This window comes from Vibrio sp. JPW-9-11-11, assembly GCF_013369335.1.
In the GTDB taxonomy this organism is placed as follows: domain Bacteria; phylum Pseudomonadota; class Gammaproteobacteria; order Enterobacterales; family Vibrionaceae; genus Vibrio.
Map to the genome: position 1 here is coordinate 15,534 of NZ_SZQJ01000004.1, position 23,084 is coordinate 38,617.

At 44.7% G+C, this 23,084-nt stretch carries 23 protein-coding genes; 4 read left to right on the forward strand and 19 right to left on the reverse strand.

The window, feature by feature from the left end:
* Positions 1-7: 7 nt before the first annotated feature.
* From atpE to FCU94_RS02700, 10 genes are all read right to left on the reverse strand, one after another.
* A complete protein-coding gene (atpE, locus tag FCU94_RS02655) occupies positions 8-265 on the reverse strand; it encodes a F0F1 ATP synthase subunit C (RefSeq protein ID WP_000450922.1) in 258 nt (85 codons plus the stop codon).
* A gap of 44 nt (positions 266-309) precedes the next feature.
* Entirely contained in the window at positions 310-1,122 is an 813-nt protein-coding gene (gene atpB, locus FCU94_RS02660) for a F0F1 ATP synthase subunit A (protein ID WP_176287014.1), read from the reverse strand.
* Positions 1,123-1,130: 8 nt separating this feature from the next.
* Positions 1,131-1,520: a F0F1 ATP synthase subunit I gene (locus tag FCU94_RS02665; RefSeq protein ID WP_176287015.1), complete on the reverse strand. Its 390-nt coding sequence runs from the start codon at positions 1,518-1,520 to the stop codon at positions 1,131-1,133.
* Between the two features lie 186 nt (positions 1,521-1,706).
* Positions 1,707-2,588 (reverse strand): ParB/RepB/Spo0J family partition protein, encoded by an 882-nt coding sequence (locus FCU94_RS02670; RefSeq protein ID WP_176287016.1) that lies wholly within the window; start codon positions 2,586-2,588, stop codon positions 1,707-1,709.
* Between the two features lie 24 nt (positions 2,589-2,612).
* Positions 2,613-3,386, reverse strand: a complete 774-nt coding sequence (locus FCU94_RS02675; protein WP_176287017.1) for a ParA family protein — start codon at positions 3,384-3,386, stop codon at positions 2,613-2,615.
* A gap of 14 nt (positions 3,387-3,400) precedes the next feature.
* A complete protein-coding gene (gene rsmG, locus FCU94_RS02680; protein WP_176287018.1) occupies positions 3,401-4,033 on the reverse strand; it encodes a 16S rRNA (guanine(527)-N(7))-methyltransferase RsmG in 633 nt (210 codons plus the stop codon).
* A complete protein-coding gene (gene mnmG / locus FCU94_RS02685) occupies positions 4,033-5,928 on the reverse strand; it encodes a tRNA uridine-5-carboxymethylaminomethyl(34) synthesis enzyme MnmG (protein WP_176287019.1) in 1,896 nt (631 codons plus the stop codon). Before mnmG ends, rsmG begins: the two co-directional genes overlap by 1 nt.
* A 476-nt stretch (positions 5,929-6,404) precedes the next feature.
* Entirely contained in the window at positions 6,405-6,839 is a 435-nt protein-coding gene (gene mioC / locus FCU94_RS02690; RefSeq protein WP_176287020.1) for an FMN-binding protein MioC, read from the reverse strand.
* A gap of 219 nt (positions 6,840-7,058) precedes the next feature.
* Positions 7,059-7,916, reverse strand: a complete 858-nt coding sequence (locus tag FCU94_RS02695; protein WP_176287021.1) for a hypothetical protein — start codon at positions 7,914-7,916, stop codon at positions 7,059-7,061.
* 203 nt (positions 7,917-8,119) lie between these two features.
* Positions 8,120-8,503: a hypothetical protein gene (locus FCU94_RS02700; RefSeq protein ID WP_114730665.1), complete on the reverse strand. Its 384-nt coding sequence runs from the start codon at positions 8,501-8,503 to the stop codon at positions 8,120-8,122.
* Positions 8,504-8,596: 93 nt separating this feature from the next.
* On the opposite strand from FCU94_RS02700, the gene FCU94_RS02705 reads away from it, so the two are divergent.
* Positions 8,597-8,923, forward strand: coding sequence for a helix-turn-helix domain-containing protein (locus tag FCU94_RS02705; RefSeq protein ID WP_080609421.1), 327 nt, complete (start codon positions 8,597-8,599; stop codon positions 8,921-8,923).
* 135 nt (positions 8,924-9,058) lie between these two features.
* Here the strand turns inward: FCU94_RS02705 and FCU94_RS02710 are convergent, their stop codons facing one another.
* The 8 genes from FCU94_RS02710 to FCU94_RS02745 form a co-directional block, all read right to left on the reverse strand.
* A complete protein-coding gene (locus FCU94_RS02710; RefSeq protein WP_176287593.1) occupies positions 9,059-9,757 on the reverse strand; it encodes a hypothetical protein in 699 nt (232 codons plus the stop codon).
* A 107-nt stretch (positions 9,758-9,864) separates the two neighbouring features.
* The gene (locus FCU94_RS02715; protein WP_176287022.1) at positions 9,865-10,374 is read right to left on the reverse strand and encodes a hypothetical protein; all 510 of its coding nucleotides are present in this window, start codon (positions 10,372-10,374) and stop codon (positions 9,865-9,867) included.
* Positions 10,374-10,952 carry a conjugative transfer protein MobI(A/C) gene (gene mobI / locus FCU94_RS02720; protein WP_255199222.1) on the reverse strand — a complete coding sequence of 193 codons (579 nt, stop codon included), beginning with the start codon at positions 10,950-10,952 and terminating at the stop codon, positions 10,374-10,376. Before mobI ends, FCU94_RS02715 begins: the two co-directional genes overlap by 1 nt.
* Before the next feature lie 559 nt (positions 10,953-11,511).
* A complete protein-coding gene (locus FCU94_RS02725; protein WP_176287023.1) occupies positions 11,512-12,546 on the reverse strand; it encodes a virulence RhuM family protein in 1,035 nt (344 codons plus the stop codon).
* Positions 12,547-12,922: 376 nt separating this feature from the next.
* A complete protein-coding gene (locus FCU94_RS02730; RefSeq protein WP_176287024.1) occupies positions 12,923-14,146 on the reverse strand; it encodes a restriction endonuclease subunit S in 1,224 nt (407 codons plus the stop codon).
* The gene (locus FCU94_RS02735) at positions 14,139-15,773 is read right to left on the reverse strand and encodes an HsdM family class I SAM-dependent methyltransferase (RefSeq protein WP_176287025.1); all 1,635 of its coding nucleotides are present in this window, start codon (positions 15,771-15,773) and stop codon (positions 14,139-14,141) included. Before FCU94_RS02735 ends, FCU94_RS02730 begins: the two co-directional genes overlap by 8 nt.
* Before the next feature lie 28 nt (positions 15,774-15,801).
* Complete coding sequence (locus tag FCU94_RS02740; protein WP_176287026.1) at positions 15,802-18,927, reverse strand: type I restriction endonuclease subunit R; 3,126 nt, start codon at positions 18,925-18,927, stop codon at positions 15,802-15,804.
* 21 nt (positions 18,928-18,948) lie between these two features.
* Positions 18,949-19,161: a helix-turn-helix domain-containing protein gene (locus FCU94_RS02745; protein WP_176287027.1), complete on the reverse strand. Its 213-nt coding sequence runs from the start codon at positions 19,159-19,161 to the stop codon at positions 18,949-18,951.
* A gap of 437 nt (positions 19,162-19,598) precedes the next feature.
* On the opposite strand from FCU94_RS02745, the gene FCU94_RS02750 reads away from it, so the two are divergent.
* Genes FCU94_RS02750 through FCU94_RS02760 form a run of 3 tightly spaced genes read left to right on the forward strand, consistent with a single transcriptional unit; the run spans position 19,599 to position 21,872 of the window.
* A complete protein-coding gene (locus FCU94_RS02750) occupies positions 19,599-19,790 on the forward strand; it encodes a helix-turn-helix transcriptional regulator (RefSeq protein ID WP_023584707.1) in 192 nt (63 codons plus the stop codon).
* Between the two features lie 12 nt (positions 19,791-19,802).
* On the forward strand, positions 19,803-21,476 hold the full coding sequence (locus tag FCU94_RS02755) for a DUF927 domain-containing protein (RefSeq protein ID WP_176287028.1): 1,674 nt from the start codon (positions 19,803-19,805) through the stop codon (positions 21,474-21,476).
* Positions 21,477-21,536: 60 nt separating this feature from the next.
* Positions 21,537-21,872, forward strand: a complete 336-nt coding sequence (locus FCU94_RS02760; RefSeq protein ID WP_069505198.1) for a helix-turn-helix domain-containing protein — start codon at positions 21,537-21,539, stop codon at positions 21,870-21,872.
* Positions 21,873-21,891: 19 nt separating this feature from the next.
* Here FCU94_RS02760 and FCU94_RS02765 read toward each other — a convergent pair whose 3' ends face one another.
* On the reverse strand, positions 21,892-23,070 hold the full coding sequence (locus FCU94_RS02765) for a site-specific integrase (protein WP_176287029.1): 1,179 nt from the start codon (positions 23,068-23,070) through the stop codon (positions 21,892-21,894).
* Positions 23,071-23,084 lie beyond the last annotated feature (14 nt).

Below are 23,084 nucleotides of genomic sequence, written 5' to 3' on the forward strand. Positions count from 1 at the left end.
GCAAAGATTAACCAGCTAGTTGACCAACGAATGGGTTTGCGAAAGTAAATAGTAGAGCGATTACGATACCGATCATTGGAACCGCATCCAGTAGACCCGCGATGATGAACATCTTAACTTGTAGCATAGGCGCCATTTCTGGTTGACGTGCAGCACCTTCTAGGAACTTACCACCTAGTACTGCGAAGCCGATTGCAGTACCTACTGCACATAGACCAACGATGATTGCTACTGCGATTGCTGAAAAGCTCAATACAGTTTCCATTACTATCTCCAAATATACTTTTTGACTAATAAGAGTTTAAAAAATTAGTGATCGCTGTCTTCGTGTGCCATTGACATATAAACAATCGTTAGCATCATAAACACGAAGGCCTGAATCGTGATTACCAGAATATGGAAAATCGCCCACGGAAGTGAACCCATCCATTGAAGGAACCATGGTAGCATTGCCGCACAAAGAATGAATACAACCTCACCGGCGAACATGTTACCGAATAGACGCATACCAAGTGACAGAGGTTTCGCCAGTAGCGATACCACTTCAATCAGTAGGTTGAACGGGATCATGGTCCAGTGATTAAATGGATGTAAAGCAAGTTCTTTGGCGAAACCACCTAGACCTTTCACTTTGATGCTGTAGAAAATCATCAGAGCGAATACGCCTATTGCCATTCCCATGGTGATGTTAGCATCAGCAGAAGGTACTATCTTAAGATAAGGAATACCTAGCCAATGCTCTGCTGGGTATGGTAAGAAATCGATAGGCACAAGGTCCATCAAGTTCATTATAAATACCCAACAAAAGATAGTCAGTGCGAGAGGGGCTATCAACGGGTTGCGTCCATGGAACGTATCTTTGACGTTTTCCGCGACAAATTCTACGATCATTTCAACAAAACATTGAAGCTTACCCGGCACACCTACTGTCGATTTCTTAGCTACTTTGTAAAATACTCCTAGGAATATCAAACCAGTGATCCAAGAAAACAACAGGCTATCGATGTGTATGTTCCAGAAACTCGTCTCTTCCGCCACTAACCCCAACTTATAAGTTGAAAGGTGAGTAAGGTGGTGAGTGATGTAACCGGAAGCTGTTAGCGCTTCACCTGGCGCAGCCATAACTCATCCTATTTTTTGTTGTTAATGAATAGCGCTGGCGCAAAGATGTTAATCCCAAGTACCAGCAAATAGGTTAGTTTCAGGGGAACGAGTTCCACCTGCATATACATGTAAGCAACGGAAAAGAGTGCCACTGTGATGAGAATCTTAAGCGCTTCACCCGTGTAGAAGAATGCCGCTACCATTTTGGCAGCTCGAGCTCCTACAAAGAGAAAAGCACACAAGGCAAATACAGCATTAGCGATAACAAAAATGCCACCACCAATTAGCGCTGAAACTCCCCATTCAGTATTTACAGCAATCGCCATTCCTGCTGCCACTAACGTAACCGCGCCGATTTCGATCAACAACAAGCGCTTAGCAAGCTCTCGTCCTGGTCTAGCTAACGCAGCTACCATGTATTCGTACCTCGAGTAAAATCCACAGCTTTACTACCTCTGGGCTGGGAAATTGGCAAAAATTATACGGTCAGAGTGCCTTAATGCAATTAAAAGCCCGCAAAAAGTTACAATTTTGTTTACAAACCGACAACTTTCGCACAAAAATTGTTTTTTTACATAATTGATTGAGATCAATTATCTCATTTAGCTCTCGAGCTTTGCAATTAGTTGCTCTAATTTGTGAGGCTCATCAAGACTAATCGTCACTTTAGACTTTCCGCTAGGGTTACGAACAATAGCAACTTTCCCCCCTAGCATTGCACTCAATTTGTGTGACAATTCTTGTATCTCTGCATCTTGAGGCACATTTTTTTCTTCAACAGCGGGTTGTAAACACTTTTTAACCAACTGTTCCGTCTGACGCACTGTTAAATGCTTCTTAGCGACCTGTCGAGCAACCTCAACTTGCTGCTCACCTTCTAGTGCCAGAAGCGCTCGTGCATGGCCCATATCGAGCTGGCTGGTAGACACCAAACCTTTTACGTCCCCCTCGAGTTGATTGAGACGCAGTAGGTTACTCACTGCGGCGCGCGATTTACCAATCACATCCGCCACCTGTTGATGAGTTAAGCTGAACTCTTCTTGTAAACGATCCAACGCTACCGCTTCTTCGATCACATTCAGATCTTCACGCTGGATATTTTCGATCAACGCCATCGCGATCGCCGCGCGATCTTCAACATTTTTGATCACGCAAGGGACTTGCTTTAAGCCTGCTTTGCGCGCCGCACGCCAACGTCGTTCACCAGCGATAATTTCAAACTTGTCGTGTTCGACCTGGCGAACCACGATCGGCTGAATAATGCCTTGGGATTCAATGGAAGCGGCTAACTCCTCCAAAGCCTCTGGAGACATATCTTTACGTGGTTGATAAACCCCTGACTTAAGGCTATTGATGTTTAGATCAGTCAGCTCACCTTCAGAAGATAGCTGTTGACTCTGGAGCGCAGTATGTTGTTTTTCACGCGCTAACGAACTAGTCGAGAGCAGAGCATCGAGCCCTTTACCTAAACCACGTTTAGACATGAGACGGGATTCCTTTGGTTATCGTTATGCAGGGACTTCTTCGCGGCGAAGCATCTCACCCGCGAGAGCAAGATACGCTTTTGCGCCCGCTGAGTACTTGTCGTAATACATCGCCGGCTTACCGTGACTAGGCGCTTCGGCCAATCGAACATTACGAGGAATAACGGTGCGATACACCTTGTTGCCAAAGTGTTTTTTCAATTGATCAGAAACTTCGTTAGACAGTCTGTTGCGAGGGTCGTACATAGTACGTAACAACCCTTCGATTTTTAGATTTTCGTTAACAACAGCAGCAAGCTTACTGATCGTATCCATCAACGCGGTTAAACCTTCAAGTGCGAAATACTCACACTGCATTGGAACCAACACCGAATCGGCTGCGGCCATAGCGTTGATTGTAAGAAGGTTTAGAGATGGAGGACAATCGATAAAGATGAAATCATAGTTATCACGAACTGAAGCCAACGCGTGTTTGAGGCGCACTTCGCGGGCAAACACTTCCATCAGCTTAATTTCCGCCGCCGTCACATCACCGTTTGCGGCAATCAGGTCATAATTCCCCGATGTGGTACGACAAACGACATCATCAAAAGCCACATCTTCGACTAAAAGTTCGTATGCCGTGGCATCAACTTGATACTTATCGACGCCACTTGCCATAGTGGCATTGCCTTGTGGGTCTAAATCAATCACCAAGACCTTACGCTTGGTCGCAGCCATAGAGGCAGCCAAGTTGATACAAGTTGTTGTCTTACCAACCCCGCCTTTCTGGTTGGCGATCGCTACGATTTTTCCCACAATGAACCTCGCTTTTATTCCTTGCGCGATAAGATTACTAGATGACGCTCACCTTCCAATTGAGGAACATTCAAAGCTTTGATGTCGGTCACACTACACCATTGAGGCAATTGTTCAATCTCACTCTGTGGTAATTGTCCCTTTAGCGCCAAAAAGCGGCCACTAGACGACTTCGGTAAATGGTGACACCACTCGACCATATCGGTCATGGAGGCAAAGGCGCGACTTAGTACACCATCAAACTTGTCTTCAGGTTGATACTCTTCCACTCGGCTTTGGACCGGAGTCACATTTTCAATTTTGAGTTCATGCAGAACCTGTTTAATGAAGCGGATGCGTTTGCCCAAACTATCGAGCAACACAAACTGCTTATTAGGATGCATGATTGACAACGGAATACCTGGCAACCCAGGGCCAGTCCCCACATCAATAAAGCGCTCACCGTCTAAGTGAGCGCTAACAACGATACTGTCCAAAATATGTTTGATCAGCATATCCTGTGGATCGCGAACCGAAGTCAGGTTGTAGGCCTTGTTCCATTTATGCAGCATTTCGACGTAACCCACTAACTGGTCACGTTGCTTCTCAGAAACCGATAAATCAGTTTGAGCGATAAGAGCGTCAAGTTGACTACGTAGCTCAGACATTAAGCTTCCTCACCTTTTTTCAGTAGGCCATGTTTCTTCAAATGCACTAACAAAATCGAAATCGCAGCCGGCGTAATACCCGAAATTCGTGACGCGATACCCAAGCTTTCGGGCTTCGCTTCCGTCAACTTAGCCACGACTTCATTCGATAAACCTTTCACTTGGCTATAGTCGAGATCAGCAGGCAGTTTAGTGTGTTCATGACGTAGAGACTTCTCAATTTCGTCTTGCTGACGCTTAATGTAGCCTTCGTACTTGACTTGGATCTCGACTTGTTCAGCCGCCTGTTGATCTTCTAGCGCAGGGGCAAAGGCGTCGAGTTCCGTCAACTGTGCATAAGTGATCTCAGGGCGACGTAGCAGATCTTCACCGCTGGCTTCGCGTGCCATCGGAGTTTTCAGTAGTTGGTTTAGAGCTTCAATCCCGGCCGATTTAGGATTCATCCAAATCTCTTTTAGGCGCTGACGCTCTTTTTCCATGTTGTCCATTTTTTGGTTAAAGCGCGCCCAACGTTGATCGTCAATCAAACCCAGTTCACGCGCTTGCTCGGTTAAACGCAAATCTGCATTGTCTTCTCGCAGCAGTAAACGGTACTCGGCACGAGATGTGAACATACGGTAGGGTTCTTTGGTCCCCATAGTTGACAAGTCATCGATAAGTACGCCCATGTAAGCTTGGTCACGACGAGGACTCCAGCCTTCTTTGCCTTGGCTGTGCAAACTGGCGTTAAGACCAGCCATCAAACCTTGTGCTGCAGCCTCTTCATATCCCGTCGTACCATTGATCTGTCCGGCAAAGAACAAACCATGAATAAATTTGGTCTCGTAAGTCTGTTTGAGATCACGAGGGTCGAAGAAGTCGTACTCTATCGCATAACCTGGACGGACAATATGCGCGTTCTCGAACCCTTTCATTGAACGAACGATTTGCACTTGAACATCAAATGGTAAGCTAGTGGAAATACCATTCGGGTAAAGTTCGTGTGTATTCAAACCCTCAGGCTCGATAAAGATCTGGTGGCTATTTTTATCCGCAAAGCGCATCACTTTGTCTTCAATTGACGGACAATAGCGCGGACCAATACCTTCAATCACACCGGCATACATTGGGCTACGATCTAGATTATCTCGGATGACATCGTGAGTCTGTTCATTTGTGTGAGTGATATAACACGGGATCTGACGTGGATGTTGCTCTCGTTTGCCCATGAATGAAAATACCGGAGCAGGATCGTCGCCATGCTGGACTTCAAGATGAGTAAAGTCGACGCTGCGAGCATCGATACGTGGCGGTGTTCCCGTTTTTAGACGATCAACTCGAAATGGCAACTCACGTAGACGATCTGCAAGTGCGATCGATGGTGGATCCCCTGCGCGTCCTCCTGAAGAGCTTTCCATCCCAATGTGGATCTTACCACCAAGAAAAGTGCCTACGGTCAGTACCACCGCTTTGGCATGAAAACGCAATCCCATTTGAGTAACGACACCTACAGCACGCTCGTTCTCAACGATCAAATCGTCGACCGATTGTTGGAACAGAGTCAGGTTAGGGGTGTTCTCTAACGCATGTCGGACATAAGCTTTGTACAGTGCACGGTCAGCTTGTGCTCGAGTGGCTCGAACCGCTGGTCCTTTTGATGCGTTTAGGGTACGGAATTGAATACCGGCATGATCGATGGCCTGTGCCATTAACCCACCCATAGCATCCACTTCTTTGACTAAATGTCCCTTACCAATACCGCCAATAGCTGGGTTGCAGGACATTTGACCCAAAGTATCGATGTTGTGAGTCAGTAGAAGTGTTTTTTGCCCTGTACGAGCAGATGCGAGTGCGGCTTCCGTTCCTGCGTGACCGCCACCGACAACGATGACGTCAAAGTTTTCGTGATAAAGCATGAACCGACCTCAGGTATTCAAAACAGAGTTGGATTGAGAAAAAGAGCGTTATTCTACCCTCTTTCCCAGAGAGAGAAAATGCTTTTGACGCTTTTCATTTAAAGAGCTGACTCGCTTATATATATAAGATCTATATATATGATCTTTTATTAGATCTACTATTAGGATCGAGCATTTCTGTGGATAACTAGAAAATGATCAACAAGATCATGGATCTTATTTGGATCATATCATGTGATCTTACCTTGATCATGACGAGGATTAACTGGGATCAAAAACGGTAGTTATTCACAGGGGATCAAAGAGGTCTTAGTTGTTATAGGGATAACTATAGGTTAACCACCGGATAAATGATGCTTTATCCACAGTTCAATTGATTGAAAATTCAGCAAGCGAACAGAAGGGAGAGTTGGAAACTTATTCACATGAGGGGAAAAAGAGGTGATGTGGCCAGTCAACTGACCACATCAGTGGTGCTAAAACTGTTCAATATGTTCAAGTAACCACTCTTGAGCGGCATCTTCGGGTACATCATGAGACAAGACATCAATGGTCAAACAGTCGGTGATTGGGGTGGCACCAATGTCCTCCAGTAGCGCATAAGCGTGCTGGCCTGCTGCGCAAAAAGTGTCGTAGCTCGAATCACCAATCGCAATTACCGCAAAGCGAACGTTGCTCATACGTGGCGGAGTGCTTTGTAGTTGAGTAATAAAAGGTTGAATGTTATCAGGGTACTCGCCAGCACCATGGGTGGAGGTGATGATTAACCAAGTGCCATTGTTGTCGATATCCGCCAAATTGGGCTGGTTATGAATGTGAGTTTCAAAGCCCTTGTCTACCAGAAGATCACTTAAGTGGTCGCCAACGTATTCAGCGCCTCCGAGTGTACTGCCAGTAATAATGTGGATCATAGCGTTTCCTTTTATGATATGAAAAGCGCGACGTAACGCCGCGCTGGTGGATAATTATTTGCCAATACAGAAAGTGAAGTTTCCCATAATAGCTGGCCTCGCGCGACGTCTTGGGGACCGATTGGGGACCAAATTGCAATTTATGGTCAAATTCTTACTTCCCAAGATGACTTCCATCATAGATCAGGATGGGAAAAGTGGGAATGGTGGGAAACAGGATCAGCTTTCACCTTCTTTCTCCTCAGCAACGATAAACAAGAGTGGTTTTCCACTCTCTAGCAGGTAAGGTGCGGTGATCGTCTGTTTACCAAAGTGAATGTTGCCTTTTGCTATATAGATGAAGATCCAATCGGGCAACTTACTACTAATAGCAGCATAAAGTGCATCAGAAGGGATGTCACTATTCTTGCCTGGCGAAACTCTAAACCTCTGGTAGTAGACGTGATGGTTGGATTCAAATGCATAACTTTCCTGTCCATCGTTGACGAAAGACGGTGACATCGTTCTTCTCGGTTCGAAAACTTCAGCGGTGATGTAGCATAGGTTCTGGTTTGTCATACCAGCTTGGTATTTTGGACATTGGTAGTCTGCACTATGGAAGTAGAACTCTATCTTTTGTTCTGAATTGCCATTCGTGCGCTCATAGTGAATAGATTGTTCTTGAAGCACGGTTTCGATGGCTGCGTTGAAGTGGTAGAGCAACTTTTGCTGTGCGTCTCGAGTGGATGTCGCTTCTTGTATAGGCATCCAAGCAATAATGCTGTTTCGCGAAGCGGCATCAGGCTGCTCCAGTAATGACGTTAGCAAACCAAGGCCCAGTCCTTCACTTAACTCAAGTCCCACACCTACTGAAGACGTGAACAACAATGTATTTCCTGCGGCAGCTTTCGCGAGCTTAAATGCTTCAAAGTCTCTCATTGGAATGACTTTGTCTTCTGTTTGGTAGAGCCCACCTGCATGAGCAATGTTATGAGCAGGGCTGTGGCTGTTGTCATATTGGATAGGCGTTGATGTAGAGGCACATCCAGTGAGAAAAATTAGTAACGATAACTGAGTGAACCTAGCCTTCGGTTTCATGAGGAATTTCCTTTTCAAAACAATCTGATTTTGCAGTTATTTATCGGTTGATCACCAAGTTGACTCATTGTGGATAAGCAGGAGATATCTTTTGATCATTAAACTCATCAGTTATTGTTCGGGGGCTTTTGCTATGGATCGTGGATCATTTTGTATTTACGATCCTTTCCTGTAGGGACGAGTGTGATCATCACCTACTCAGATCAATCATTCTTCCAGCCATAAGCATTACCTGCGATATCAAAGTGCCTGTTCTTCATCAACAAACCAGTGCTTGGGTTGATGAGGCGAGGCGTTCGCTTGGAGCAAGACGAGTCATTGAGCGGAATGTTCTGTTGGTGCAAATGCCAGACATGAACAAAGAAATAGGTGAGGGCGGCGGCAGTGGCGAATAGCCAGTTTATATAAAAGAGTACAAACCAAAATAACAACGCGATGTACTTATTTGTGTGGATAACAACCAAAGGCTTATGTAGCCAAATAACGCTTGGGATGGCCATCAACATCACTCCCCAGCTCTGATATACAGTCACTAACGCACCAAGACAAAAAACGCAAAATAGTGCGAACTTTTTTAGTGTTTTCATCTTAGTCTCCATTTTGTGCTTAGTTTTCCTAAGTATACAGGTATAATTAAAACTTAGAAAATCTAAGCATCGTAGGTTGATGATGATTCTCACTTGTCTAAAACAAATCCATTTCCACAGCGCCTTAAACAGGCAAGAAATCGCGTTGGTATCAGCCAGAGGGAGCTTGGTATCCGTTTGGGTATGGACCCAAGTTCAGCGAGTGGCCGTATGAATCATTATGAAAAAGGGCGTCATATGCCCGATATCGGTACGCTACAAAAGCTTGCTCAGGAGCTTGGTGTGCCTGTTGCATTTTTCTTTTCAGATTCCGACAGCTCAGCGGAACTGGCATGTTTGATTGAAAAGCTCAGTGAAACTAAAAAGCAGGCGCTTATTGAGCAGATCAGGCAGGAGCTCGATAAGATCGACCAGTCATAAAGCTATCGCTGTCGTCCTGAATACCAAAATACCCCACCGACTGCGGCGACTGTCAGTAATAAACCTCCCAGCCAAATCCAAAGTTCCATATTCACCTCCTGTAAGTATCTTCTATCTCTATTTAGCTTAGCTTTCCTAAGCATGAATTTCATCGAAAGCATGCGTTACCTGAGAAAAAACCGTCACAACCAATTTGTGCTCCGCTAAGGATGCAATTTGAAAGTAAAGATTGCCTGTAGGGTTGGCCCAAATTTCATGTTGCTCGCTTCCGTAACGGAGTAGCTTTTGGAAACGTGTTCTTGATGACAAAGCCAGTCTTTCTAGATTTGGATGGGAGAGTTGCTTCTGTAAGCTGTGCCACGGATTACGAATATCACCTTGCTTGTGTCTTTGTTGATAGCGTTGCATTGCATGGTTACTGATGGCGATGGTGCCAAGCTTTGCAACCTCAAACGTCGGATAGGGTGAAGCATAAGGTGTAATAATGTCTTTTGTTTCTGAATGAGTGATATCAACAATTTCGTCAGAATAAAGTTTGATACCGGATAGACGGTTGGACAGAAACAGTGCGGCTGCTTTGAGAACTTCATTCTTGGCCGCTAAAATGGTTTCTTTGGTTAGGCTGAGTGCGAGACCTTTACCGCTGTTTGGTACGCGCCCGAATACCTGTTTGTCGAGTAGTAAGAACCTAGCCGCCGTTAACTCTGCTACAGCGCACTGGAACTCACTTTGAGCAATTTGAACCGTAACGATACCGTGATTGTTCAACCCCGTGAACCACGCGACTTCGACGCTTTCAGCATTGATTTTTTCAACCTGAACTTTCAATCTCATCACTGCATTTTCTCCTCACTTTACTACCAGCGTATCATCGATTTTGAAAATGCAAACTGTGGGGAGAAGCTTCATTTCACGGCATGAAGCTTCCTGATTGGATAGAGCTAAATGTGCAGTTTTTTTATCGCTCGCATCGTTTTTCTCACCTGACTAGACAGCTCTCTTATTGGCTTCACACGCTGTTCCAGTTGGTTGATCTGGTCTAGCAAATGAAGATAGAGAAGGATTTCCCAATCCATCGCATGTGAAAAACGACGTAATATCCCATTTGAAACTTCTTGGGTTTCAAGTTCTGGATACCAACCTCCACGAGCGATCACGCGGTGCCACTTGATTTTAGGTAAGCGCTGTTCACTCGTAACAATGAACTCATAGCGAAATGGGTACTCTACGTTGTACTCTTTTGACAAGGCTGTCTTTAGTATATCCATTTGTTTCTTCAGTTCTTTTGCTGCTGCCATCAAGTGCTTTGACTCTGTCGCTACGAAATTAGACAAACCATCGATTCTTTCTGGCAAAGGAACTGGCTCAGGCAGCTTCAACTTGAGATTACTTAACTCAATTTCCTTGTTTAGTTGTGCGATGCCGACGTTGGGCGTGGTTTTCTTAGTCATTATGCTTCTCCATTTTGGGATTTTTGAAAGTGCTCACGAAGCTTGTGAAGTCGTTTTGTACAGATTTGTGCTTTTTGTTTGATGGTGAGGATTTCATGCCGTACTTCGCGGATCAGTGCGAAGGCATCTTCTGTGTACTCAATAAGATCGGATTCCCATTCAGCGTTGGCTTTTGAAAAGCGCCCCGGTGGGTAACGAAAGCCTTTTCCTTTTGATAAATGCTTTGAGCGAACGCGTTGTTCTTTGTTGTTTCGCTGAGACATTTGGTTAGCACTGAGGTACCAGTTGTAGTACCAAGCCGCTTCAAAGCGATGGTTCCGAACCCGAACACGGCAACCGTAGCGGCCAGGTGAGGTTTCCTTATGTGTTCGATGGATTCGCCAAAATTGGTTCGCGTAGCAACTGGCTAAAAACTCAAGCAGATAGGGCTCCTGCATTGCAAAGTTCTCGATATCGGCAATGGCTTTTAGTGATTGGGAAAGCGCGAGTTCAAAGCATTCTGGTTCATTTTCGGGGTGTCGCTGCTGGGCTCGTTGATGCCATTGATAGGCGGCGGAATGTTCATTTAATACAGTCATAGTGGCTCCTTGTTTGTTTTTCTCAAGGTAGCGCAAACGTACGGTTACTTACGCATCTGTAATTGCCCTTTTTGAGCGCATAATTTTCCTCGTGTCCCACCGCTGATTGGGAAGCATGGCAGCGATTCCTCTCCTGGGACCTATCCCTGTGCTCTCCAGATACCTATCTTTGTGGGATGTTGATACGGATTATTTTCGTTGCTTTATTGTTGTGGCGGGGATGTAGGGCGTTGTACTCCAATCATTGTGGGATCTGAGTGTCGATTATTTTTTTGATGGGATTGTGTTGGTAAATTTCTAGATTATTGTGGGATTTGGCCTATTTGTAGTGCATGAGGGCTGATGTACTTTCACATGTGAAAGCCCATGGGGCAGCACGCGGTGGGCTGGAGCAAGAGCGCTTTTGGGTTGTTTTTCGATGTGCTAGTTGTGTGAGATAGCCAGTTGAAATCTCAAAGTGGCTTTTAGGTGGTGTTTTGGCGAGATAAATGACAGACCCGAGAACGATGGTACCGACATTGATATCGGTACCATGGCTGGTTCAACTGAGTTAGTCGCGTTATTTGTCTTTCTTGAGTATTGCCTTGAGAGCTGCAATATTAGCAAGTGCGCCTTCGGCTTCTTTTAAACGGCGGCGTTGCTGGGCAAAGCGGTCAAACTCCAATTTCGCCTTATCATCTGCGTCTTTCTTAGTGATTTTTCCTGCTCCGCTCAACACATCTCTATCATTAAAACTTAAAAACTGATCAAGCTTATCGGCCCAGTCTTGCAAGAACACTTGTTTGCGGCGTAACGCCTGGTCTTCGGCAAAGTCCAACCACATATTGACGATGCGATTGAGCTCTTTGATTTCGTCTTCACGCAGATAGTTTTTGGCGATGGTGACATCGGTCTTACGCACTTCATCGCCTTTATAGCTGGTTAGCCCCATATCTGGCTTATTGGCATCCACACGGCTAGCTATCAGCTCAGCAGCTGTCATGTGCGTACAGGCATAATGCAGCTTGTTCTGAATGGTTTGGAAGAAGAGAGTGGTCTCTTTATTGGAAGGCTCGTAATCGGCTGCCATGGTAAAGATCTCTTTGACTCGCAGATAAACACGACGCTCACTGGCTCGGATATCGCGAATGCGTTCGAGCATTTCATCAAAGTAATCTGGCACAGCAGAGTGACCAACGGGCGGGTTCTTCAAACGCTCGTCATCCATCACGAAGCCTTTGATCAAATACTCTTGTAACAATCGCGTGGCCCATTGGCGAAACTGAGTACCACGCGTCGAACGAACTCGGTACCCTACCGCAAGAATCACCGGGAGACTGTAGTGACGAATGTTGCGTTTTACTTCTCGACCACCCTCTAATTGAACTTGTAAGTAATCCTTACAAGTTGAATTTTGTTCAAGCTCCCCTTCAGAATAGACGGCCTTGATATGCTGAGTGATGGCCTGTGAGCTCACTTGGTAAAGCTCTGCCATTGCAGCTTGAGAAAGCCACAAGGTATCTGACTCAAAGCGGCACTCTACGCGAGTTTTGCCATCTCCACTGGTAAACAGGACAAATTCACCATGCGGAGCTTGGGGGATGTTATCTGTCATTCAATTAACCTTATTGCGTTATTGATGAGTTTTGTCATCTTTAAACCATGATGATTACAGAGCCGATCATGGTGTATTGCTGCTCACTATCTTGTTGGAACGCCGACATCAAACGCTGATTATGGTACCGTCATTAATGTCGGCACCATAACGTAATGCTATGAATTATATCTACTTTTAATTCATGACATGGCTGGACAAATAGCGCTCAATTGTACGTTCACTGATTTCAAACAATTCCATGACTTGTTGCTTAGTGAACACCGCCTCACCATTAAACTGAACACCACCTAATGCGAGGTGTTGCTCTGCTTTTTGCAGAGCTTAACGGTTATTAAGGATGTTTTGTCTGTCATGCAAAGACTCAGTGAGATCTTTAGCCATGCTGAGCCTCCTGTGGTTCAGTGCTTGGTTTTACCGTTACTTGACCGTTCATTAGCATTGGCAGTAGCCAATCACGTAACGAAGCAAGCTCTTTATTCTCTCGCTGTGTTTCTGAGATTTTTTTGAATAATGGATTTAACATACCAACAGCTTTATCTACCGCCCCACCATCTTTCGGCAAAGCAATATCAATGCTCAAAATGTCATCAGGCGAGATTGACGGATAAGAAGACTTGGAAGACTCTGATATTTTTATCAATCTTTGCGTATTAGCCTCATTAGTGAGGTGCAAATAAAACAGTACATTTATTGAGCTGTCTGACTTATGTGAAAGCACTGAGTAACCCGTAGAGGCAACCATGTTTTCAACAGGTTGAGTAATTATCCCGTAATGCAACTGGTTCGGCCTAACAGTCGAATACAGAATATCATTTTTAGAAACAATCATATTTGCTCGGCTGGGTATCTTATCCACCGAAACGACTAAAGGTTGTAGTGTATCTACCACGTTCTTTGTTAGGTTTGCTGTATCTAGGTACTGGATCTCTGAGTACCCATGCTTTTTCCCAAGCTTTTTGGCGTTACACGTTAGGTGTTCGGAAAAAGGACGGACTTCCCACCCCTCAGGAATTTTCCGCTTTAAGGTCTCGCTGTAGACCATCTTGCCACCAGAGGTTTTGTAGGGCTTGCCGTTGGCATCGGGGAAGTCGAACTGCACAAACCAATAGTCGTAGAGTGTCTTCGCCATAGCTTCGAGTTCAGAGTTAATGCGGTTGTTGAGTTCTATTTTTTTATCGATTGCCCTTAACACGCGAGCGATTTCAGCTTGCTCATCACCTGTAACGTCACGAAGATGAATGCCAGTGAGAATGGGCATTGTCAAAAACTTCGTCTGTGACCCCTGCGCTCTTTCACGAAGCCGCTTTAGCTCAAGCTTCAATGCGTAATAGATATAATCTATATTAAAGCCTTCCTTCGCTGTAAGAATATAAGTGCGCTGGTAGGCATTGAATTTTCCTTTGTATCTACTTACATGAAAGTTACCGCGAGCATTATTACCAGCCACAAGAACAACGTCATCATCATAAGCAAAATGATCTATATTGTCTGGGAATTCAGCACATGTAAAAAATGGATATTTCCCACCAGAAACAGCTTGATTGGCATCTAGTTTCCCTGTTGAGATGTTGCAAGCAAGACCTACAGTTTTATCCATGAAACTTTAACCCCGCCAATTGTTTCTTAATCTCAGCTTCCAATTCTAGTGACTGGTTAAATAAGTCATCCAATTTACTATCAAAGCCTTGCATTTTCATGAAAAACTGCTCTGCGGTAATGTCTACATACTCGATCTTGACTTCGAAGTACTGTCCTGCACTGAGGCTGTAATTCTTCGCTGTGATATCGTCGTAGCTGACTGCAACAGAGAAGTCTTCTTCCGTCCACTTGTTGTTGAACACATCGATGATTTGCTGTTCTTCTTCTGGTGTTAGAACCGTCTTCTGATTCTTACCTTCTTTGACCTTTTGCCCCAGATTGGATGCATCAACCAGCACTACTTTGTCTTTGTTACTGTCATCAATAAACAGAATGGAGACGTTGGTACCTGTGGTTGCGAAGATATTGGATGGCATGGATACCACGCCCGCCAGCATCTTGTTATCAACCAAGTACTGTCGGATCTTCTTATCAATGCCAGATTGAGCGGTAATAAACCCTGTTGGCAATACCACCGCTGCTTTTCCACCTGGTTTTAATGAGTAAATAATGTGCTGCAAGAACAATTGGTAGATTTCCATTTTGTCCTTGGCTTTGGCCTTGATTTTTGGAATGCCAGCAAAAAAGCGATCTTTGTTTTCTTTGCTATCCAACTCATCACGAAAATCACTGAAATCCAGCTTAAATGGTGGGTTAGAGACAATGTAATCAAATTTGCGTAAGTCACCATTTTCCTTGTGGTGTGGATGACGAAGAGTGTCACCTTCAATAACGTTAGGGATTGAATGCACTAAGTTGTTCAAAATCAGGTTCAAACGCAGTAGGTTTGATGATTTCTTCGAAATATCCTGGGTGTAGATGCTACAACGCGTTTCACCGATAGCATGAGCGACGTTCATAAGCAGGGTGCCAGAGCCCGCTGATGGGTCATAACAGCTCACATTGCGCACGGTACCTTGTTGGTCTTCAGGCACCAAAATTGCGGCCATAATGCGTGCTACCGCATGAGGGGTGTAGTACTCGGCATATTTACCGCCTGAGTTGCTGTTGTAGTCTTTGATCAGGTATTCAAAGATGGTGGCGTAGAAATCAAACTTCTGGTTAAAGATACGCTCAAAACTAAAATCAACCAGTTTGTTGATGATCGCTTTACAGAAAGCGTCACGCTTGGAAACGGTCACGTTCTCGCTGATGCGGGTAAACAGTTGTACTTTTTCGCCAGTGTCCGTCATTACCGCAAACACATCGTTATTGGTGATGGCGATGTCCATCAAGGTATCATCAAACAGCTGAGCAAAGCCCGGCTTGTCTTGTTGGTTGAACAAGTGACTGATGAAATGATGTGGTTTGAGAAGAGCAGTATCACCGCCCATCTGGACCTGGAGCATTTCGAGATCTTCTTCACTCATTTCAATCAGCGCTTCTTCCCATTTTTCCGCGCTGGCGATTTTTTCGTCTATTTTCTTTGCTTCATAGGCGAACTTATCGTTCAGGAATTTGTACAAAAAGACCTGAGTGATGATCTCAAATTCCCCGGTACTGTTGCCTAATCCATTGGTTGCACAGATGCTTTTCAGGCTATCGATAAGGGCTTTTGTTTTTTCTCTAAATTCGAGTTCGACCATGGTTTGTGTACTGCCTTAGTTGGTGTTCTTACCAGGATTGGCTACCTGTATTAAATTCTTTTAAATATTCTGCTACGACAAGGTGGTTTACATAACGTACTGCTTCCGCATTCAAGGGAATGCTCTGTTGTTTGATAAAGCGGTTATGAACCTTTGGTAGCAGATGCCGCTCAAAATAGCTTTCGTTATCGAGAACGGACGTGTTGTCGAGTACCTGGCTATCGGCGTCTTCTTTGACTCCGAGCAGGGCCTCAAAAATCTTTCTTTCAGAGTCTGTAATGTCACGTCGCTCTTGTTGGCGTTCGTATAAACGCTTGTGTAAACGCGCATATTTAGTGTCACCTAGGTACTTCTGGCGTAATTGGTTATTTTGTCGGTTCAACTCTTTCACTCGTTGGTGAATCTTATTGAGTGCATCGATGTTGGCGATCATTTCATCTTGTGTAACTTCACTGAGATTCTTTTTCTTAAACAATCGCTCTAGTTCATCTTTCAGGTTGATGAATTTCGGGTCTTGTTGGTCAAAGTTACTTGCCAGTGCTTCGCGTGTTTGGCGCAGTGTATTTTTCAGTTTGTCAGCTAGTACAAGTTCTTCTTCGCCAATTTTTGTGAATGTAAAAATCACATCTTCTAAAGCTCTATTGAGCAGATTGCCAATGTCCACGCCATCTTGTATTGAAATCGCAAGATTAAGCATGTCTAGTCTATCGCTGGCAACACGAAACAACACATTGAGCTTGGTGAAATCCAGTTCATCAAGGAAATCGTATTCACCTTGCAGGCGAATAAGGTTATACAGGCTTCGTGCATCAGCTAGGGCATTTTTCAATGCTAAGACAGTTTCTCTGTCTTGTATCTGGCTGATTTGATCACAGAAGGTCTCCATGTTGTCGATATCAAAGCGGAACAACACATCTTTAATGTGTTCTATCTCTTGTTTGATCTCTTCCTGTGATTTGAATAGCTTGGAGTAGCTTTCGATTTCGTCGCCCAGCTCTGACTGTAATTCGTCAAAGTAAGCTTTGTTAGTCGCGTCAAACTCTTTACGTATGTCTGCGAAATCAACCACATAGCCATAACGGAAGTCTTTGTATGTGCGGTTGACGCGTGTCAGTGCTTGTAGCAAGTTATGTTTGCGGATCACGCGGCCAAGGTAGAGTTTCTTCAAGCGTTTAGCATCGAAGCCTGTGAGTAGCATGTTGTAAACAAACAGTAAGTCGATTTTTCCTGCTTTGAAATCTTCAACCCAATCTTTGCGTTCTTGTTTTGTGCCGACATCATGCAAAATCAGCGCAGCATTGCTCACTTTGTGGGCTTGCTTGGCTGGCTCCATGTTCGCTGTTTGAACGTAAGTTGGGTGTGGTTCTGCTACCGATGTTGCTTGTTGAGGTTCCGCACTGTCACAGCTAGTTAGGGGTTTTGAGGCGTACACTGCATTAAACAGCTCAAACATTTTCTTTGCTTGGTCTGAGCTATCGCAAATGATCATACCACCTATGGTTGCGTCATTTAGCATGCCGCGACTCTTTTCGAAGTCGCTGATGATGTAGTCCAGCATTGGCTCAACAAAACTTTGATGTGCGTATATTTCTTTGCGGTCTACATCGCCCATTTTTACTTCAGCTTCTTCCAGCGCTTGCTGAAGCGTCATTTTGTAATTGGTCGCGATCTCTTCACGAATTAAGCGCAGTGTATAGCCGTCGGCAATGGAAGCATTGTAGTAATACTTGTGAATGTAATCGCCAAAAAGAACTCGTGAGTTATAGTCTTCACCCAGTAAGGGCGTACCCGTTAATCCTATCTTGATAGCGTTGGTATCAGACTGAGTCAGGTTGGCTAGAAAGCTACCTTTCGGGTTGTAACTGCGATGAACCTCATCCAGGAAGTAAACGCGTTGGATGGTGACGTTATAGTCTTGCGTTGAAATAACGTCGGGGTCATCTTTAAACTTCTGAATGTTGACGACGGTTATTTCGGCTTTGCCTGAGTGGTTGTGAATCACTTGTGTGGCTTTGATGTCACGTGTGAACGCTTCACGGGAGTTTATGGTATGAACAATCAAGCCGCGTGCAGTGAACTCTCGCTGTGCTTGTTGCAGCAAGTCTAGTCTATCGACGATAAAATAGAACTTTGGAATGATTTCTCGTTTTTGGAAGTAGTCCGTTAAGAACCCAACGTTGTAATAGGTTAACGCAGTTTTACCACTTCCTTGGGTATGCCAAATAATCCCTTTACGAACCCCTTCGCTTAGCTTTCGCTCAATAGCTTTGGTCGCAAACATCTGTGGGTAGCGCATGATGTGTTTTTGCAGGCCATCACTCTCTGATACGTAGACCAATGCATAGCGTAGAACAAAGGACAAACGTTCTTTGCTGAGCAAAGAGGTACAGATTCGGTTGGTTGGGCGGCTGGGTTCTTTGTTGCTCAAAAACTCAGGGTTGCTGCGGATCACTTCTAAGTTGTTGTCTTTGAGTACTGCCAGTTCTTGTTCATCAGTCAGTGGTTTTAAAAGCGCAGTGAGATCTAACACCTCTTCTTCACGAAAGTAGTTAAACACTGGCTTGTCATATGAACTGCTCGCGTAAAACGCACCTTGTACTGGCTCTGGATCACCATCGACGTAGTCCATGTTGTTGGAAAAAATCATGAATTGAGTGATGTTAGCAAAGCGCTTGAATTTCGGGTTTTGAAAACGTTTATTGATGCGTTCTCTTTCCGCGATGATACCGTCTCGGTTGTTAGGCTTTTTCACCTCAATAAACACCAGCGGCATGCCGTTGATTAACAAGATAATGTCAGGACGAAATTCATCGTCTCCGTTCTTGTAGGTTAGCTCAGTAACGACATGGAAGCTGTTGTTGGAAAAGTTCTCGAAATCGATCAGCTTAGTGCCAGATCGAGCCTTCAACTTATTGAAAAAAGCTCGGCCTAAGTCTTCGTTATCCAGAGAGAGTTTCACTTCTTCGAGCAAACGGGCAACGTCATCAGAGGTCATGTCAGGATTTATACGGCTGACCGCTGAGGAGAATAATTCCGGGAAGATATTTGTATCCTTGTCCCAGTGTATTCCTTTCAGGGATAGGTACTCATAACCCAAACGCATGAGATGTAGGATCGTTGGTATTTTTACTCTTGAATCTTCTGTGAAGCTCATATCAGTCCTTCGTTATTGTTTTTATTGATCATTCTCTGGTGACTGTTCTAGGAGCTCACCAACTTGACAATTAAATAGCACGCACAGCCTGTCGATGGCTTCTAAGTCCACTTTTTGTGCTGTTTCTTTGTACAGAAGTGTCACTGTGTTGCGGCTTAAACCCGTTTCACGAATGACATCCGCTATTCTTAATTTGCGCTCTCCCATCAAACGGGCGAGGTGGCATTTGATCATGTGTTCCTATCCATGCAGGCATTCTGAACGTAAGCGCAACTATAACAGAAATGCCAGCCAGCGGTTAAAAATTAGAGTTGAAATGAAATTATTCGAGAGGAGATATAGCTGGTGTTGCTTGTCTACAGGGAGGGATTGCTGAAAACATACTTTCACTTGTGAAAGTGTGGATCTAATCACTATGCGTTAACCATAGTAAACAGCTTGACGTATTAGCGGGTTACTTAACGCATAGCGCTTTGTGGATTGATGAATAACGCTGAAGTAACGCCTAATCACATTACCGCACCATTATCTGCTTCTGTAACCCTAACTAAAGCATTTTACAGGCATATTTTCTGCTCAATCTGCCCATTTTGGGCCTGAGCACCGCGCGCCTTTGCATTGCTCATTCTGCAAACTATTCCTTGATTATCCATTAACTGTCAGGAGTAGTTATGACCGAACAAAAACAATCAAATCAGCTATTAAGCTATCAAGAAGTTTGCAAACTAACGCAACTATCTCAAGCGACGATTCGCCGCTATGTAAAAAACGGTTCCTTTCCTACACCAGTCACACTATCACCTGGCGCTCGAAGTGTGAGATTTCGCCTTGAAGATGTGCAGAAGTGGCTTTTGAGCCTGTGATAGGGAGGTCATATGAAGTTTCGTCATCACCATGATCAACTACAGAATTTCTGCCGTGAGCGAGGTTGGCGTTCGTTGAGCTCTTCGGTCAAGGTTCTTGCTAGAACGCGTTCACCTGATCGGAAGTCAGGGTTCAGTGCTTGTATTGAAATCATCAATATGGACAGACAGACGATCCGAATGATAGTACCTGCCAGAAAGATCATGGGAGGGACCAACTATCAGCTAAGAGATGAATTGTTCGATACCGGTTTTTGGCTGGAGCCTGAGCAAACTGCATGGAGTATGGTCCAGCGCTATTTGCGGGAAGAGCTCAAAGCGGCACAAACGGCCTTTTGTGTCACAAGAACAGGTTGGCATGACAAGGTGTTCGTTACTCCGGAGAAAAGCTTCGGACGGTCAGATGAGTCCTACTATTTTTCTGGTGGTATGGCTGATTCACTCTGTTTGGCTGAAGGGAACTTAGCTGAATGGCAAAGTGAAGTTGGTTCTTTGTTGGTCGGTAATCCTCTGCTCATATTTTCTGTTGGTGTTGCGTTGGCCGCGCCGCTTCTCAAGCCTGTTGGAATGGAAAGTGCGGCATTCCATATCATGGGGCCGTCTTCGTCGGGGAAATCTGTCACATCGTTTGTTGCGGCGTCTGTTTATGCTGATAAGTCTTATATCAAGTCTTGGAAAACAACCGCTAACGGTATTGAGGCGGTTGCATCAGAACATCACGACATGTTGCTTGTGTTAGATGAGCTAGGGTTGTGCTCGGCGGAAGAAGCCAGTTCAGCGGCTTATCAAATTGTAAACGGATGTGGAAAGTTGCGAGCCACGGAGACAGGCGGCCTGGCGAATATTGCCAATTGGCGGACGTTGACATTGAGTAATGGAGAGATTGGCCTGACAGAGCTGATGGAGTCAGCTGGTTATCAAGTGAAAGCAGGTCAGCTCATTCGAGTTATCGAAATTCCTGCCGAAGAGCGTTTCGGTTGTTTTGCGGATCTACACCGATTTTCCTCACCATCTCAGTTTGCTGAGCACTTGGAAAAGCAGACTCAAAAGTACTTTGGCACTTTGTTCACGGCGTGGATGACGCTTATTTCAGATAAGCCCGATCTGGATGTTGTCTTACAGCGTGAAATCGAAACGCTGAGGCAGCATTGGTCTAAAAGCAATTATTCCGGTCAGGTTCATCGGGTATTGAAGCGCTTTGTCTTGGTTGGTGTTGCGTTGTCTGTTGCGTCACGAAACCAGTTAGTGCCATGGACTGAAGAAGAGTCGCTCTATTCCGTATATAGCGTTTTTAGCCGCTGGTTATCTCACAGAGGGCACCAGCATAATCAAGAAACGTATGAGGTGTTGAGTGCTTTGAAACAAGCGATTAGCCATTGGGAAAATAAGCTTCCTGAATTCTGTACAAGCAGACCGTCAAAGTTTGGTTACTGGCGGCAGGATGGTGATGACGTCCAGTGGCTTATCCACAAACAAGAATTTGTTAAGCAGCTACGACTGCGGCGTCAGTATAAGAGTCAATTGAGCCCTTTGATTCATAAAGGGTGGTTTGAAACCAATGAAGATCGTAGGGGAACACTTCGGGTTATCGAAAAGAATAACGGTACTGAGTTTGATCATCGTTTTTTCGCCTTCTGGCCGGAAAAGATCCTCTCTGAGTTGAAGGAGATGGGTATTGATGAATAGTGAATTTCCCAGTTTTCCCACTCTTCCCAGAGATATTCCAATGGGCGAGGAGGTGATACGATGACAACCAACGAGCAAGTTCTTCTTCAATCCATTCTCGCCAAGATCGATCGTGTCGAGCGCGCTGTTCTGGAGCAGCGTTTGCAGCAACAAAAGGTGGAGTTGCTTGGAAAGGATATTCTAACTGTTGATGAATGTGCTGTCTTACTTGGTTTGTCTACAAACCAGCTGTATAAGCTAACGAGCTCAGCAGAGATCCCTTACTTTAAGCTTGGCAAACACCTCCGATTTGAGCGCCAAGCCATCATGAGTTGGGTTGAGGAGCAGCGTGTTTCATCTCGCCATGAGATAGAAAAAAGGGCAGCAAACTATGTCGCCACCACTTCTCGTAAGTAATACCTTCATAGCAGCGGCCTTAGGCCGCTGAATCCTTTCCAGAAGATGTAAAAATATCGGGGAATGTCAGCATGGCTTCCATCCGGCGCTGTTCTATGATATCAGCATAGATCTCGGTTGTTTTAAGTTCGCTATGACCGAGCAATCGAGACACTGAGTAAATATCTACACCTCTGCTCAATTGGATCACGGCAAAGGTATGACGACCACTATGAAATGTAACGTGTTTACTGATTCCAGCAGCTAGGCTCCATCTAAGCAGTTCTACATTCATATAAGAAGAGTATTTCAATCCCTTGAATACGCGCTCGTGTGCCGCTTTTACTGGACCTAAAAGCGATTCTGCGAACTTTGGTAGGTCAAGGTATTGAAGGCTCTTAGCATCGCCGTGAGAGAGTTTGACCTGGTCGAAGATAATTCGCTTGTGATTATTAAATGTCTCTATTTCTGACCAAGTAAGTCGATGGATATCGCACCAACGCATCCCCGTTGCACATGAAAACAAAAACGCACGTTTAAGGACAGGATAGCGACATTCTGTGTGTGCTAACGCGTTAACTTCATCCAGTGTTAAATAAACCCGTTTAGTCGTTTTCGCTTTGATGCTGGTTACTTGTGACAGTGGATTATCACGAATAATGCCTTCACGATGTGCTTCGTTGATCGCCGCTCGAATTTTATTGAAGTAGGAGCTTTGCGTGTTGCGAGACAAAGGCTCATCACTCTTGGTCTTCGCTTCATTGGTCAGGTAATACTTGAACCCATCTAACCAGTCTTTATCCAGCTCATCAAAGCTAAGATCATGTTTCCCGCAGTAGAACAGCAGGTGTTTACGAGCTGACAGCCAGATCGAGTGGTTGGAGGTTGAGGTGGTTTGTTCTTTGATATCAATTTGCCGTTGAAAGTAATCAATGAAGCTAGCTGAACGCTTGGTTCGATCCTCAAAACCATGCTTTTGGGATTGCCACTCAACCAGTCGTTTACTCTTAATGGTTTCGGCGAGAAGTATATGTTCTTTGTTGTGTTGGCGCTGGGTGGGTGTTTTAGGTTTGTCATAGACAAACAGATCTAGCACTTCGTGTTCACGTTTTCGTTGACGAGATCCGTTTGATTTAGTGGTATAACCGTAGTCATAAATGAGACGCAATGTTCGCGTTCCATCTGCTTTAAGTGCCCGTTTTTCAATGAAAATTTTCATGTTTGTCCCCAATT

Excerpts from the sequence above, each read along its gene's own strand:
- atpE (WP_000450922.1), bottom strand. The coding sequence starts at position 265 with ATGGAAACTGTATTGAGCTTTTCAGCAATCGCAGTAGCAATCATCGTT.
- atpB (WP_176287014.1), bottom strand. The coding sequence starts at position 1,122 with ATGGCTGCGCCAGGTGAAGCGCTAACAGCTTCCGGTTACATCACTCAC.
- FCU94_RS02665 (WP_176287015.1), bottom strand. The coding sequence starts at position 1,520 with ATGGTAGCTGCGTTAGCTAGACCAGGACGAGAGCTTGCTAAGCGCTTG.
- FCU94_RS02670 (WP_176287016.1), bottom strand. The coding sequence starts at position 2,588 with ATGTCTAAACGTGGTTTAGGTAAAGGGCTCGATGCTCTGCTCTCGACT.
- rsmG (WP_176287018.1), bottom strand. The coding sequence starts at position 4,033 with ATGTCTGAGCTACGTAGTCAACTTGACGCTCTTATCGCTCAAACTGAT.
- mnmG (WP_176287019.1), bottom strand. The coding sequence starts at position 5,928 with ATGCTTTATCACGAAAACTTTGACGTCATCGTTGTCGGTGGCGGTCAC.
- mioC (WP_176287020.1), bottom strand. The coding sequence starts at position 6,839 with ATGATCCACATTATTACTGGCAGTACACTCGGAGGCGCTGAATACGTT.
- FCU94_RS02695 (WP_176287021.1), bottom strand. The coding sequence starts at position 7,916 with ATGAAACCGAAGGCTAGGTTCACTCAGTTATCGTTACTAATTTTTCTC.
- FCU94_RS02700 (WP_114730665.1), bottom strand. The coding sequence starts at position 8,503 with ATGAAAACACTAAAAAAGTTCGCACTATTTTGCGTTTTTTGTCTTGGT.
- FCU94_RS02710 (WP_176287593.1), bottom strand. The coding sequence starts at position 9,757 with ATGAGATTGAAAGTTCAGGTTGAAAAAATCAATGCTGAAAGCGTCGAA.
- FCU94_RS02715 (WP_176287022.1), bottom strand. The coding sequence starts at position 10,374 with ATGACTAAGAAAACCACGCCCAACGTCGGCATCGCACAACTAAACAAG.
- mobI (WP_255199222.1), bottom strand. The coding sequence starts at position 10,952 with ATGACTGTATTAAATGAACATTCCGCCGCCTATCAATGGCATCAACGA.
- FCU94_RS02725 (WP_176287023.1), bottom strand. The coding sequence starts at position 12,546 with ATGACAGATAACATCCCCCAAGCTCCGCATGGTGAATTTGTCCTGTTT.
- FCU94_RS02730 (WP_176287024.1), bottom strand. The coding sequence starts at position 14,146 with ATGGATAAAACTGTAGGTCTTGCTTGCAACATCTCAACAGGGAAACTA.
- FCU94_RS02735 (WP_176287025.1), bottom strand. The coding sequence starts at position 15,773 with ATGGTCGAACTCGAATTTAGAGAAAAAACAAAAGCCCTTATCGATAGC.
- FCU94_RS02740 (WP_176287026.1), bottom strand. The coding sequence starts at position 18,927 with ATGAGCTTCACAGAAGATTCAAGAGTAAAAATACCAACGATCCTACAT.
- FCU94_RS02745 (WP_176287027.1), bottom strand. The coding sequence starts at position 19,161 with ATGATCAAATGCCACCTCGCCCGTTTGATGGGAGAGCGCAAATTAAGA.
- FCU94_RS02750 (WP_023584707.1), top strand. The coding sequence starts at position 19,599 with ATGACCGAACAAAAACAATCAAATCAGCTATTAAGCTATCAAGAAGTT.
- FCU94_RS02755 (WP_176287028.1), top strand. The coding sequence starts at position 19,803 with ATGAAGTTTCGTCATCACCATGATCAACTACAGAATTTCTGCCGTGAG.
- FCU94_RS02760 (WP_069505198.1), top strand. The coding sequence starts at position 21,537 with ATGACAACCAACGAGCAAGTTCTTCTTCAATCCATTCTCGCCAAGATC.
- FCU94_RS02765 (WP_176287029.1), bottom strand. The coding sequence starts at position 23,070 with ATGAAAATTTTCATTGAAAAACGGGCACTTAAAGCAGATGGAACGCGA.